We start from the raw sequence: 13,163 nt of genomic DNA, 5'->3' as shown, positions 1-13,163 counted from the left end.
ATTTTAATTATTGTAAATTATTTCAGTAGTAACCGTAGCGAATTGACGAAACATTTCCATAACGCCACAATATTTTTCAATTGATAAATTAACTACTTTTTCTAATTTTTCTTGATTTAAATCTTCTCCATAAAAATGATAACTTACATGAACTTTATCATAAAATTTAGGATGTTCATCAGTTAGATTAGCTTTCACTACTATTTTAAGATCATCAAAGTTAACTCTCATCTTTTCAGCAATTTTAACTACGTCTAATCCTGAACAGCCAGCTAAAGATGATAACATTAATGCTTTTGGTGAAGCGCCAACTTCATTTCCACCATTAGCAAAAGAAGTATCCATTAAAACTGAAGCACCGTTAGGATTATCACTTTTAAAAAGTAAATTTTTCTTCCATTCGGTAGTTACAATATTTGATGTCATATGAGTTTTTTTTTGTTTATTGTGTGAGATTACAAAACTACTTAAAAAAATAAATTATGCCATTAGTAACACCTTTAGATCCTAATCATGATGAGGAAACAAAGAGACTAGCAGATTTTTATAACGAAACATTAGGTTTTTGTCCTAATTCAGTTTTAACCATGCAAAGAAGACCAGAAATTTCAAAAGCTTTTATTAATTTAAATAAAGCTGTTATGGCTAATCATGGTCGAGTAACATCTGCATTAAAAAGAATGATTGCTTGGGTTAGCAGTAATTCTACAGGATGTAGATATTGTCAGGCTCATGCCATTAGAGCAGCTGAACGTTATGGAGCAGAACAAGAGAAATTAGACAATATTTGGGAGTATAGAACGCACCCTGCTTTTTCTGAAGCTGAGAGAGCAGCATTAGATTTTTCTTTACTTGCTTCTGGAGTGCCAAATGCTGTAGATGAAGAAATCAAAAAACGTTTGTATGAGCACTGGGATGAAGGTGAAATTGTAGAAATGTTAGGGGTGATTTCTCTTTTCGGTTATTTAAATAGATGGAATGACTCTATGGGAACAAGTATTGAAGATGGGGCTGTAGAAAGTGGTGAACAATACTTAGGTAAACATGGTTGGAATAAAGGAAAGCATGTTTAAAATATAATTTAAGCTAAGAGCTATTATAAAAACACCTTTGTTTGTGAAATCAAGCAAAGGTGTTTTTTATTTTATAAAGCCGAAAATTTATGAAACCAAAATAATTACACTTTTTAAGCCTGTAGTTAATTAGCTTTGAATTTTTTCTTTATATGTTTGATTGTTTTTCTTAAATGAAAGAAAAAATATAGTATTAAATTTGTAATAATCAGCTGATAAAAAAACGAACCCCTAAAAAAACTTAACATTTATAAATAACTTTAAAATTAACTTACAAATTAGATTAATGGTATACCTATAACTTTGAGTATCTTAAGTGTAAATGTATGGCCATGTAGTTGTTTATACTTCTAAATTTTTTATGAATCTCCTATTCTTAGTGATAGTTTCTTAAATAATCAACCTAAAATTAAAAATACAAGTCGTTATATTTTTTATTTGAAAAAAACTTTCATGAAAATGTATATATTCATACGAACTTCTATTTTTTTTCGTTATCCTAAATAACAACCAAAAAATCTAAATCTTTCAATCCCATGTATTAAAAAATGATCCCTTAGCCCTACACTTCATCATTGATGTTGAATAACTATGATCCCCTAAAAAATTCAATTATATGAATAGTTATTAATACATTCCATTTTTATATTTAAAAATAGGATGCTTCCTCTGTTGTTTTAATATTAACAAGTAGGATAATAAAATACTATACATATTTCTGCATTTTTTTGACTTCCCCTATTAATTATAGGTTACTGAAAACCAAATAATTTTATTAAAAAAAATCGAAAAATTATGAGAATTTCTCAATTAAAAAACATATTGTTTTTTTTATTTTGCTATGCTGTAGGTTTTGCACAAAATCCTACAGGAGAACTAAAACGTTGGCATAAAATTACGCTAACTTTTAATGGACCTAATACTTCTGAAACTGCAAGTCCCAATCCTTTTTCAGATTATAATTTAGAAGTTACATTTACACATAAATCAAGTAATAGAAGCTATAAAGTACCAGGTTATTTTGCTGCTTGTGGAAATGCGGAAAATACAAGCTGTTCTTCAGGAAATAAGTGGAGAGTCCACTTTGCGCCTGACGATATTGGAACTTGGAATTGGAGTGCATCTTTCAAAACAGGTAGCAATGTAGCTATTAACGGAGGAGGATCTAGTGCTGGCTTTATGAATGGAAGCACAGGATCTTTCAATATTACAGAATCTAATAAGACCGGAAAGGATTTTAGAAATAAAAATTTAGGAAGGCTTAAGTATGTAGGAGAGCATTATCTGAAACATATTGGAACTAATCCTTCTAATCCTAATGGTCCTTGGTTTGTAAAAGCAGGAGCTGATTCGCCAGAAAATGCATTCAACTATGTGGATTTTGATGCAACTCCTAGTTTTAATAACAACTTGAATAAAATAGGAAATAAAACTTGGCAACCACATCAAAGAGATTATGTTGCTGCGGATGCGTCTTCTTATACTTGGTCAAGTGGAAAGGGAACAGAAATTTTAGGAATGATCAACTACTTAGCTGGAGAAGGAGCTAATGTTGTTTCTTTCTTAACATGGAATACCTCTGGAGACGGTGGAGCAGTTTTTCCACATGTTTTAAAAGTATCTGAACAGGAATATGGAAACACCTCAAGAAGCCAGCAGTGGAATAAAGTTCATCATGATAGGTTTGATGTTTCAAAAATGGCGCAATGGGAAAAAGTGATGGAATATGCTGATAAAAAAGGTGTATATCTACATTTTAAAACAATGGAAACAGAAAATGACAATAAAATGGATGGTGATAACTTTGGTAGAGAAAGAAAATTATACTACCGAGAGTTAATAGCCAGATTTAGTCATCACTTAGCTTTAAATTGGAACTTAACAGAAGAAACTACGTTAAAAGATCAAGTGGCAAGAGCCACAGCTACTTACATCAAAGATATTGATCCTTATGGACATAATATTGTAATTCATACGTATCCAAATCAACAAGATCAACGATATAATCCATTATTAGGAAATAAGTCTGACTTAACTGGTGCTTCTATCCAGACTGGTAAGGATAAAGTACACAGCGATGTAAAAAGATGGTTAGAAAAGTCTAGAAACTCAGGTAGAAAATGGGTTGTAGCAAATGATGAACAAGGACCAGCTTCTACTGGAGTTAGAGTTTCAGATAAAGAAGTTAGACATAAAGTACTTTGGGGAACGCTAATGGCAGGTGGAACAGGAGTAGAATACTACAGTGGATATACAAATGATGATGGTGATATTAATGGGAATGACCACAGAAAGAGAGGTAAGAAATATAAAGAAGGAGGGTATGCGCTTAGTTTCTTTAATCGTTTCTTACAATCGGATATGGTAAATATGGTAAGCTCTGATGGGGTAACATCAGATGGTAAAGATTACGTATTTGCAAAATCAGGTAGTATATATGCTGTTTACCGACCTAATGGAGGTTCTACAGGATTGAATTTACCATCAGGAAATAGTAATTATGATGTGCAATGGTATAACCCACGTACAGGAGGTAATTTATCAGGGAAACAAACTTTAGGAAATAATTTAGTAGCACCAGATAATAATGATTGGGTAGCCCTAATTAGAAAGAAAAATAGTGGTGGTAATGATGGAGGAGACCGATGTGTTGCTTTAGAACAGAATGGAGTAGCTGCTGTTGAGGCTGAACATTTTGTAAGCCAAACAAAAACTACAAACAGACAGTGGTATATATTAGATGGGAAAAATGGCGCAACTCCAAAGCCAGATCCAGATGGAAGTCATCATGCAAGTGCTAGTGATGGAGGGTATTTAGAGATTTTACCAGATACGCGTGTTACTCATAGTGATCCGTTACAAAATGGAGTTAGTTTTTCAAACACAGCAGGTCAGGTTGCAATTGTGGATTATAAGGTGAAATTTACAACACCTGGTAAGTATTTTGTTTGGGTAAGAGCTTATTCTACAGGTTCAGAAGATAATGGAGTTCATGTAGGTATTAATGGTACATGGCCAGCTTCTGGACAGCGTATGCAATGGTGTACAGGGAAAAATCAATGGACTTGGGAAAGTAAACAACGTACAGGAGCAAATCATTGTGGAGAGCCACAAAAGATTTTTATTAATGTACCTACTGCAGGTGTACATACAATCTCATTCTCTATGAGAGAAGACGGTTTCGAAATGGATAAGTTTGTGTTATCAAAAGCATATACAAAACCATCTGGTGTTGGTCCTGCTGAAGTATTAACTGATTGTGGTAATGACGGTGGAAATGATGGAGGCAATGATGGTGGAAACTCAGGTGAATGTCAAAATATAACATTAGATGCTATTTCTGATTTTCCGAATATTAATGTTTCAGGTTTCTCTCCTGCATATCAAGATAATGCAAGAGGAGCTTTGGCAATAGATGCGAGTAAATACAAAAATAAATTTGCAGCGGCAGTAACTACTTTTGACGGAGTAACAGGTAACTATGATATTACATTAAATACACTTACTGAGATTGATGGAGAGAGTACCTATAAACTGGTAGTTAATGGTAACCTAATAGGTACATTTAAAAACCCAACTACTACTACAGATTATGCTCCTGCAGAAAAAATATTTAAAAATGTAAGTTTAGAGAAAGGAGCTTCGATTAGAGTTGAGTTTAATTCTCATACTAATGGTACTATTCCTGAAGGAAACTCAACAGCATTTTCTAGAGGTAGATGGACATCATTATCTCTTACTTGTGCTTCTGGAGGAGATACAGGAGGCGGAGATAATGGAGGAACTAATACTCCTCCAACTGTAACAATTACAAAGCCAGATCAATCAAATTATGATGTAGGATCTAATATAACTGTACAGGTAAATGCAAATGATAGTGATGGAAACGTAGTGAAATATCAAGTATTTGTGAATAATCAATTAGTTGATACTGATGGAAGCAGTTATACACCACATACAATTTCAAATGTGCAAGCAGGAAGTTATGAGGTGAAAGTAACAGTTACTGACGATAAAGGAGCTACAGCTACAGCGACTAAGAGTTTTACGGTTGCAGATCCAGTAGCAGCAATTGCTATTCCTGGTAGCTTAGAAGTTGAAGAATATACGAATAAGTCAGGTAGTGTAAGGATAGAAAGTACACCAGGCGCCACTAATGGTGAAAATTTAGGATTCATTTTAAATGGCGATTACACAGACTATAAAGTAAATATAGCTTCTAATGGTAAATATGCATTACAGTTTTATGCATCTAGTGCAGGAACTGGCGGATCAATAGATATTATTGAAGAAAATACAATTGTAGGATCTGTTACAATTCCTAAAACAAATAGTTGGCATAATTATACTCCATATAGAGTAGATGTAAACCTAACTAAAGGAGTTAAAAACTTGAGATTTGCATATAAGGGAGCAAGTGGGTATTTATTTAATTTAGATAAAGTAGTGGCTACTAAGTTTGAAATTGTGAAAGAAAATATATCTCTTTCTCCAGTTCAAGATACATATCTACAAGGAGTAACAAATCATAATGTAGATATGGTAAGAATTGAGCAAAATAAGCGTACAGGGTATTTAATGTTCGATCTTTCGTCTGTAGACGGAGCCGTTAAAGAAGCAAAATTGTTATTTACTGTATTCTCAGATTCAGGAAATGGAAATGTTACCGTTCATAAAGGAACTAACAATAACTGGACAGAAACAGGGTTGTCTAAAGCAAATAAACCTGGAGACGGAACCTTGTTAGGTCAAATTAATGATACATTTAATGTTGGGCAAGAAAAAACGGTTACATTAACAACAGATGCTATAAGTGGAAACAAACTAAGTTTGGTGTTGAATATGACTTCTGGTAACGACTTTGCTTTTGCTTCTAAAGAGAATGGAGCGGTAGCTTCTGCTAAGTTGCAATTAATGGTAGAAAAAGAAACTTTTACTGATAAAACTTCTGCTACAGCTACCGTTAGGCAAGAAGAGGTGAAGTTATTTCCTAATCCAGTAATAGATATGCTTAATTTTTCCAAAACATCAGGAAAAAAAGTAGAGGTAACTAATGCTTCTGGTCTAGTGGTTAAAGATGTTACTATAGATGGAAATCAGTCTATAAATGTTTCTGATTTACCTGCGGGTTATTATTTCATTAGAATTTATAATAAAGAAGGTATAGTAATTTCAAAAAAGAAAATAATTAAAAGGTAAACACTCCTTTCTTAACCCCAAAGTAAAAGGCTATTAACCACAAGTGTTAATAGCCTTTTCAATTATAATAAGTTTAGAAGAAATTATTTTTTAAGTAAATCTCTAATTTCCGCTAATAATTCTTCTTGAGTTGGACCTGCTGGCGGAGCCGGAGCTTCCTCTTCTTTTTTCTTAAGAGCATTAACTCCTTTTACGATCATAAACATTACAAATGCAACAATAATAAAATCGATGACATTAGTGATAAATTCGCCATATAAAATAGCAACTTCTCCAGCAACTTTTCCGGATTCATCAGCTACTCCTTCTTTAATTACGTATTTTAAGTCCTTAAAGTCGGCATTAAATAGCAAACCAATAAGTGGTGAAACAATACCTCCTGTAAATGAAGATACTACTTTGTTGAAAGCAGCACCCATCACAAAACCGACTGCAATGTCTACTAAATTACCTTTCATTGCAAAGTCTTTAAACTCTTTTAACATTCCCATGTGAATAGTTTTTAAGATTATTAATTAATTACTGTGGGTAATTTAAGAATTTTTTAACGTTTCACAAATCTCTTTATGCGCTGCGATAATGCGGTTAGAATCTCATAAGGTATGGTTTCACATTTATGCGCCATATATTCAAGATGCTGTTGGTGATTAAAAAGAATCACTTCATCTCCTTCTTTACATTCTACATCAGTAACATCAACCATTAACATATCCATACAAACATTACCTATAATTGGTACAGGTTTATTATTGATAATTACAAACCCATTTTTATTTCCAAGTCTTCTAGAAATACCATCAGCATGCCCTACAGGAATAGTAGCACTTTTAGTTGGTCTATTTGCCACAAAAGCTCTATTATAACCAACAGTTTCTCCAGGTTGAACTAAATGTATTTGAGATATAATAGATTTTAATGTATATGTATTACGAAGATTTGCGGTTTCGTTTTGATCATTACCAAAACCATACAAACCAATTCCAATACGTACCATATCAAATTGAGCTTTTGGATAATTGATAACTCCAGAAGTATTCAGCATATGAATCATAGGCTCATAACCTAGATGTTGATAAATCTGTTTGATTATGTATGCAAAATTGTTAATCTGATTTACAGTAAACTGTTGTTCATTTAAGTCTTCACTTGCTGCTAAATGCGAAAAAATAGATTGAACAATTACATTATTCGACTTTTTTAATGTCGAAATAATATTAGGAACATCAGAATGCCAAAACCCTAATCGATTTAAACCAGTGTTAAATTTTATATGAATAGGATAATTCATTAAAGGGGCATCATTTGCAAATTGTAAAAAAGCATCAAATATTTTAAAATTGTATAGATTAGGTTCTAATCTATATTTTACAATAGCTTCTAAATTTGGTATTTGTGGATGTAATACTAAAATAGGAGTATCAATTCCAGCTTCTCTAAGTGCTATTCCTTCACTACAATACGCAACAGCAAAATAATCTACATGATCTTTTACTATTTTAGCTATTTCTATAGCTTCACTACCATAACCAAAAGCTTTAACTACGGCTAAAATTTTGGTTTCAGGTTGTAATTTTTGTTTAAAATAATGCAAGTTATGCAAAACAGCATTTGCATCAATTTCTAATACGGTTACATGATTATTCATTCCTCCTCTTCTTTATTTTGAGCATTTTGCTCTTGCGTGGCTTTGTAATAAGCAGCTCTACTCAATGGCTCGTATTCTTGGGTTTCCCCTAAAAGTACAATATTTTCACTGTCGGCCTTTCTGAAACTGTAATGTGCTAAATTCCCCGTTTTAGTACATACAGCATGAACTTTAGTAACATATTCTGCAGTAGCCATTAATGCAGGCATTGGTCCAAACGGATTCCCTTTGAAATCCATATCCAAACCAGCTACAATAACACGAATACCCCTATTCGCTAAATCATTGCAAACAGCTACAATTTCGTCATCAAAAAATTGAGCTTCATCAATGCCAACAACATCAACATTATTTGCTAATAATCTAATATTAGCAGAAGCTGGTACTGGTGTAGATCGAATTCTATTATCGTTATGAGAAACTACTTCCTCTTCATCGTAACGGACATCTATAGCAGGTTTGAAAATTTCAACACGCTGTTTTGCAAATTTAGCTCTCTTAAGTCTACGGATTAGTTCTTCAGTTTTACCTGAAAACATTGAGCCACAAATTACCTCAATCCACCCAAATTGTTCTGTATGATTTACTGTATTTTCAAGAAACATTTTGTAATTTTAATGCTCAAGTAATAATTTTGTTATACTTTCGGCAGGCAACAAATTTATTAAATTTTAACAGCAAAAAATAAAACCTACACATAACTTATGCACAAAAAATTAGCTTCAGATCTAACTAGTTTAGCGCATAGCATCTTACAAATGAAAAATAAAGAAGATGTATTAGCTTTAAAAGACAAAGCATATGAAGTTTATGAAAAGTTAACCATATTGGCTTATGTAGAAGAATACATTAATACGACTCCACAAGCCGAAGAAACTAAAGAAGAATTACTAGAGAAGATTACTTCAATAGAATCACAAAGAGGAAATAATCTCGTTAGTGTTGCTATTGAAGAGAAAACTGATTCCAAAGAAGAAACAGAAGTAGAGCAAGACCAACCAACGGTTGCAGCAGAAGAAATTATTCAAGAAAAAGAAGAGCTATCTCAAGAAGAAATTCAAAATATTCAAGAACAGAATACAGTTGAAGAAAGTATAGAAGATATAGTTGAAACTGAATCACAAATTGCTGAAGAACCAATTGAAGAAGTAGAAGTAACTAAAGTTACTGAAATAGATGAGCAGCCATTTGATGAGTTAGAGAGCTTATTGTTTGGAGAGGAAGATCAGTCTATAAAAGATGAAGTAAGCTTTATTGAAGAAATTAAAGCTCCAGTAGAAGAAGAACCTAAGCAACATACCTTAGAAGACGAATTGAAAGATACATTACCTGTAGATGTAATGGCTGATTTGTTTCAGAAAGTGGAACCTAAGAAAACGGTTAATGATCGATTACAAACAACAATTCAAATTGGATTAAATGATAGAATTGCTTTTGTAAAGCATCTTTTTGATGGCAATCAAGCGGATTTCAATAGGGTATTATCACAACTCAATACATTTAAGACAGAAAAGGAAGCAAAGAACTTTATTAATAAAATGGTAAAGCCTGATTACGATTGGAGTACAAAAGAAGAGTACGAAAATCGTCTTTTAGATATTATTGAGCGTCGTTTCGTATAAAAACAAAGAAATAAACTGAATTAAGATATATGAAGATAGAAGTTTCTAACGGAGAAATTATTGATAAATACACAATTTTAGCTATAAAACTAGTCGAAATAAAAGATCAGAATAAATTAAAAAACATTCAACATGAATATGAAGTGTTAACACCAGTAGTAGATCATATTTATGCTGAAGTTTCTGATAAAGACGAATTAAAAGAGCTACACAATAATTTATTAGATATCAATAAAAAACTATGGAAAATAGAAGATGATATTCGTGAGTGTGAACGTGCTAAAGATTTTGGAAAAACTTTTGTTGAATTGGCACGTGCGGTATATTTTACCAATGATGATCGTTCTGTTGTGAAAAAAGATATCAATACTTTAACAGGTTCAGATTTAGTAGAAGAAAAATCATATGAAAATTACAAATAACCACTTTTAACTTAAAAAACTATGAAAATTAAATTATTAGGACTAGTTATAATTTTAGTGAGTTGTATTTCTATAAGTGCACAAGATTCCGTTAAACCAATTGAAGTTAAAAAAGTTTTTGGAGGACATTATTTTGAGCAAGAAGGAAAACAATTAACACAGAGTCAGGTACTAAATTTAATGGAATCAAATAAAGAAGCGTATACTTTAATGAAAAAGTCTAAATCCGCTAATACTTGGGCGTTAGTTTTAGGAGGTGCTGGAGGGGCTTTAATTGGTTTTCCATTAGGAACAGCAATAGCTGGTGGAGATGCACAATGGGAATTAGCTGCTGTAGGAGCAGGGTTAGTGATTGGTGCTATTCCATTGGCAAGTAGCGCAAAGAAAAAAGCAGTGCAAGCTGTAGATTTATATAATGGGGGATTAACTACTGAAATTTATCAATTTCAGCCAGAATTTAATTTAGATCTACAAGGAACAATGGTGAGTTTTAAAATGAACTTTTAAGCTCATGAAAATTAACTTTCTATATCTGTGTTGTCTCGCGTTAGTCATATCAAGCTGTAAATCCACTTATAAAACACAAACATTTCGTGTAGCAGATATTCCTGAAGCGCCAGATTATACTAAAGAAAGTTCTTGGGCTGTATTGCCCTCAAAATATCAAGAAAATTTACAAACATATGCTTCTAATCGTCAAGACACATTAGAAGCAGACGTTTTTTATGTATATCCAACATTAAATACTGATAAAAAAGATATCAGATGGAATGTACCTATAGATGATGTGGAGCAAAATGATATTGTCCTTAATAAAGCAGTTTTAATGCAAGCTTCTGCATTTGCGACTTCAGGAAAAGTATATGTCCCATTTTATAGACAGGCACACTTACGTTCGTATCGTCTTTTCAAAGAAGGAGGAAAAGAAGCGCAAGATGTTGCATATTCAGATGTAAAAAAAGCTTTTGAGCTCTATTTAAAAAAGTATAATGCGGGTAGACCAATTATCATGGTTGGTCATAGTCAAGGAACTACGCATACCGTTCGTTTATTAAAAGATTTTTTTGATAATACTTCTTTACAAAAGCAATTAATAGCGGCTTACATTCCAGGGATACGAGTTAAAGCAAACGACTTTTCATCCATTAAACTTATGACTTCTCCTAGCGATATAGGAGGTTTTGTTTCTTGGAACACATATAAAAAAAATAACTATCCTAAAAAAGATAAGGATTGGTATAAAGGTAGTGTAACTTCAAATCCTATTACTTGGAATACGGAAACTTCAACTTCTTTAGAACAACATAAAGGATTTTTATATACCAATGGAAAAATCTATGATAAAGCACTTTCTATAGAAATTACAGATGGTTTAGTATGGAGTACAAATCCTAAATTTCCACTTCGCTTTTTTATGTCTTTCTTAAAAAATTACCATGCAGGAGATATTAATTTATTTTGGCAAGATATTAGAGAAAACGCAGAATTAAGAGTTAATAATTGGGTGAGAAAGCACCAATGATTTTTTGTAGTATGTAACAAAAAATTAAAGCTGTCGTCTTCCAGATAAAACCAAGTATTATGAGACGATTAATAACAATTATTACAATTTGCTTCACTTTAATTAGTATAAATGCTCAAAAAGCAGCATATATTGATTTTTATAAAGCACATAAAGAAGACGCTAAATTTTCGATGAGCGTACCTGTTTCTTTAGCTAATTTTTTAGCAGATGAGGGAGATTCAGAAGAACTGGATATTTTATTAAAAAAAGCAAAACACTGTAAAGTTATGGTGTTTAATAATGAAGACAACGAAGTCAGCAGTGATTTTAAAAAGTTCGTAAAATCAAGAAAATTAAAGACGTTAATTAGAGTAAAAGAAGGAAAAAATAGAGCAGCTGTTTATTTTGTTGAAAAAAAGGATTTAATTCAAGAAATTATTATCAAAGCCAAAGGCGATGAAGAAGGTTTGGTAATGGTTGGATTGAAAGTTACCTTAACAAAAGATGAATTGGCATCTATTATGTCAGAATTAAAAACTAAACAAGCTTCTCGTTAGAGAAGCTTTGCTTTTAAACTTTCTATTGTTTTTTTACTATTTCCAACAAAAATTTCATCTTCAACAACAAAAACAGGGCGCTTTAAAAACGTATACTCATCTAAAATATACTGTTTGTAATCTTGTTCTTGTAAATTCTGATTTTTCAAATCCATTTCGCGATACAATTTTGCTCGTTTATTAAACAAACCTTCATAACTATTGGTCAATTTATAAAGTTCCTCCAATTGATCAACAGTAATAGGCGAAGACTTGATTTCTTGTTGCTCAAAACCTTCAATATTTACTTCTTTTAAAATTCTTCTACAAGTATCACAAGTTTGTAAAAAATAGACTTTCTTCATAATGATATAAAATTTCTGATATACAAAGAATTAAGTTGGTTGATAATAGGGTTATAAGAAAATCATAACTCATAATTCTTAATTCTAAAATGTATAAGTGTATCTTTAAGCCAGTAAAAATAATGAGATAAATGAAACGAATATGAATTTTATGCATTTCAATTTCAATAGTGAGGTTATTAAAATTGATATGAGTTTCTGAATCTATTCAAATTTATTGAATAGTTAGCAATCAAATAAACGTAAACAGATGAAAACACAATTCGATATTCTTAGAAAAAATAGAGAGCTTGTACTTAAAAGAATTGACGGACTATCACTTGAACAATTGCATAAAATTCCTGCAGGATTTAAAAATAATATTGCTTGGAATGTAGCACATTTAGTAGTTACACAACAATTGTTACATTATAAATTATCAGGATTACAATGTTTAGTGCCAGATGATTTAATTGAAAAGTATAGAAAAGGAACTGCACCATCTGAAGAATTTACGCAAGAAGAATTTGATGAAGTAAAAGAATTATTAGAGGGCTTACCAGATACTTTAGAAGAAGATTATAACGAAGGTATTTTTAAAGAATACACAGAATATCCCACCAGTACAGGCTTTGTACTAACGTCTATGGATAATGCAATAGCATTTAATAACTTACATGAAGGTATTCATTTAGGTACTATTATGGCTTTGACTAAATTAGTATAAGTGTGTAAAATAGTTAGAATACGTCACTGAGAAAAAACGTAATGTAGTTTTGTGGCAGTCTATTTTCTTTAGCAAACTATGTAGTATAATT

Annotated in this window: 13 protein-coding genes; 8 read left to right on the top strand and 5 right to left on the bottom strand. The window is 31.8% G+C overall.

The window, feature by feature from the left end:
• Positions 1-3 precede the first annotated feature (3 nt).
• Positions 4-426, bottom strand: coding sequence for an OsmC family protein (locus BVC87_RS00275; RefSeq protein ID WP_075340337.1), 423 nt, complete (start codon positions 424-426; stop codon positions 4-6).
• A 56-nt stretch (positions 427-482) separates the two neighbouring features.
• Between BVC87_RS00275 and BVC87_RS00270 the strand changes: the two genes are divergently transcribed.
• Both BVC87_RS00270 and BVC87_RS00265 read left to right on the top strand, forming a co-directional pair.
• Positions 483-1,073: a carboxymuconolactone decarboxylase family protein gene (locus BVC87_RS00270; protein ID WP_075340336.1), complete on the top strand. Its 591-nt coding sequence runs from the start codon at positions 483-485 to the stop codon at positions 1,071-1,073.
• Between the two features lie 795 nt (positions 1,074-1,868).
• Positions 1,869-6,272 carry a carbohydrate-binding protein gene (locus BVC87_RS00265; RefSeq protein ID WP_075340335.1) on the top strand — a complete coding sequence of 1,468 codons (4,404 nt, stop codon included), beginning with the start codon at positions 1,869-1,871 and terminating at the stop codon, positions 6,270-6,272.
• Positions 6,273-6,355: 83 nt separating this feature from the next.
• Here the strand turns inward: BVC87_RS00265 and mscL are convergent, their stop codons facing one another.
• Genes mscL through BVC87_RS00250 form a run of 3 tightly spaced genes read right to left on the bottom strand, consistent with a single transcriptional unit; the run spans position 6,356 to position 8,522 of the window.
• Complete coding sequence (gene mscL / locus BVC87_RS00260; protein ID WP_317041700.1) at positions 6,356-6,763, bottom strand: large-conductance mechanosensitive channel protein MscL; 408 nt, start codon at positions 6,761-6,763, stop codon at positions 6,356-6,358.
• Positions 6,764-6,816: 53 nt separating this feature from the next.
• Entirely contained in the window at positions 6,817-7,917 is a 1,101-nt protein-coding gene (gene alr / locus BVC87_RS00255; RefSeq protein WP_075340334.1) for an alanine racemase, read from the bottom strand.
• Positions 7,914-8,522 (bottom strand): thymidine kinase, encoded by a 609-nt coding sequence (locus BVC87_RS00250; protein WP_075340333.1) that lies wholly within the window; start codon positions 8,520-8,522, stop codon positions 7,914-7,916. The genes alr and BVC87_RS00250 overlap by 4 nt, the downstream gene beginning before the upstream one ends.
• A 99-nt stretch (positions 8,523-8,621) precedes the next feature.
• On the opposite strand from BVC87_RS00250, the gene BVC87_RS00245 reads away from it, so the two are divergent.
• The 5 genes from BVC87_RS00245 to BVC87_RS00225 are packed head-to-tail and all read left to right on the top strand — an operon-like array spanning position 8,622 to position 12,022.
• Positions 8,622-9,539: a hypothetical protein gene (locus tag BVC87_RS00245; protein WP_075340332.1), complete on the top strand. Its 918-nt coding sequence runs from the start codon at positions 8,622-8,624 to the stop codon at positions 9,537-9,539.
• Positions 9,540-9,568: 29 nt separating this feature from the next.
• Positions 9,569-9,961, top strand: a complete 393-nt coding sequence (locus tag BVC87_RS00240) for a DUF6165 family protein (RefSeq protein ID WP_075340331.1) — start codon at positions 9,569-9,571, stop codon at positions 9,959-9,961.
• A gap of 21 nt (positions 9,962-9,982) precedes the next feature.
• A complete protein-coding gene (locus BVC87_RS00235; protein ID WP_075340330.1) occupies positions 9,983-10,468 on the top strand; it encodes a hypothetical protein in 486 nt (161 codons plus the stop codon).
• A gap of 4 nt (positions 10,469-10,472) precedes the next feature.
• Entirely contained in the window at positions 10,473-11,483 is a 1,011-nt protein-coding gene (locus tag BVC87_RS00230; RefSeq protein ID WP_075340329.1) for a DUF3089 domain-containing protein, read from the top strand.
• A 59-nt stretch (positions 11,484-11,542) separates the two neighbouring features.
• The gene (locus tag BVC87_RS00225) at positions 11,543-12,022 is read left to right on the top strand and encodes a DUF4252 domain-containing protein (RefSeq protein WP_075340328.1); all 480 of its coding nucleotides are present in this window, start codon (positions 11,543-11,545) and stop codon (positions 12,020-12,022) included.
• Here BVC87_RS00225 and BVC87_RS00220 read toward each other — a convergent pair.
• A complete protein-coding gene (locus tag BVC87_RS00220) occupies positions 12,019-12,366 on the bottom strand; it encodes an arsenate reductase family protein (RefSeq protein WP_075340327.1) in 348 nt (115 codons plus the stop codon). The two genes, BVC87_RS00225 and BVC87_RS00220, sit on opposite strands and share 4 nt — an antisense overlap.
• 250 nt (positions 12,367-12,616) lie before the next feature.
• Here BVC87_RS00220 and BVC87_RS00215 point away from each other — a divergent pair, with 250 nt between their 5' ends.
• Positions 12,617-13,072, top strand: coding sequence for a DinB family protein (locus BVC87_RS00215; protein ID WP_075340326.1), 456 nt, complete (start codon positions 12,617-12,619; stop codon positions 13,070-13,072).
• Positions 13,073-13,163: the final 91 nt, after the last annotated feature.

The sequence above is a fragment of the Tenacibaculum agarivorans genome (assembly GCF_001936575.1).
Taxonomy (GTDB): domain Bacteria; phylum Bacteroidota; class Bacteroidia; order Flavobacteriales; family Flavobacteriaceae; genus Polaribacter; species Polaribacter agarivorans.
This window is presented reverse-complemented; position numbering and strand designations above follow the sequence as displayed.

Excerpts from the sequence above, each read along its gene's own strand:
- BVC87_RS00230 (WP_075340329.1), top strand. The coding sequence starts at position 10,473 with ATGAAAATTAACTTTCTATATCTGTGTTGTCTCGCGTTAGTCATATCA.
- BVC87_RS00220 (WP_075340327.1), bottom strand. The coding sequence starts at position 12,366 with ATGAAGAAAGTCTATTTTTTACAAACTTGTGATACTTGTAGAAGAATT.
- BVC87_RS00265 (WP_075340335.1), top strand. The coding sequence starts at position 1,869 with ATGAGAATTTCTCAATTAAAAAACATATTGTTTTTTTTATTTTGCTAT.
- BVC87_RS00250 (WP_075340333.1), bottom strand. The coding sequence starts at position 8,522 with ATGTTTCTTGAAAATACAGTAAATCATACAGAACAATTTGGGTGGATT.
- alr (WP_075340334.1), bottom strand. The coding sequence starts at position 7,917 with ATGAATAATCATGTAACCGTATTAGAAATTGATGCAAATGCTGTTTTG.
- BVC87_RS00275 (WP_075340337.1), bottom strand. The coding sequence starts at position 426 with ATGACATCAAATATTGTAACTACCGAATGGAAGAAAAATTTACTTTTT.
- BVC87_RS00235 (WP_075340330.1), top strand. The coding sequence starts at position 9,983 with ATGAAAATTAAATTATTAGGACTAGTTATAATTTTAGTGAGTTGTATT.
- BVC87_RS00245 (WP_075340332.1), top strand. The coding sequence starts at position 8,622 with ATGCACAAAAAATTAGCTTCAGATCTAACTAGTTTAGCGCATAGCATC.
- BVC87_RS00215 (WP_075340326.1), top strand. The coding sequence starts at position 12,617 with ATGAAAACACAATTCGATATTCTTAGAAAAAATAGAGAGCTTGTACTT.
- BVC87_RS00270 (WP_075340336.1), top strand. The coding sequence starts at position 483 with ATGCCATTAGTAACACCTTTAGATCCTAATCATGATGAGGAAACAAAG.
- mscL (WP_317041700.1), bottom strand. The coding sequence starts at position 6,763 with ATGGGAATGTTAAAAGAGTTTAAAGACTTTGCAATGAAAGGTAATTTA.
- BVC87_RS00240 (WP_075340331.1), top strand. The coding sequence starts at position 9,569 with ATGAAGATAGAAGTTTCTAACGGAGAAATTATTGATAAATACACAATT.
- BVC87_RS00225 (WP_075340328.1), top strand. The coding sequence starts at position 11,543 with ATGAGACGATTAATAACAATTATTACAATTTGCTTCACTTTAATTAGT.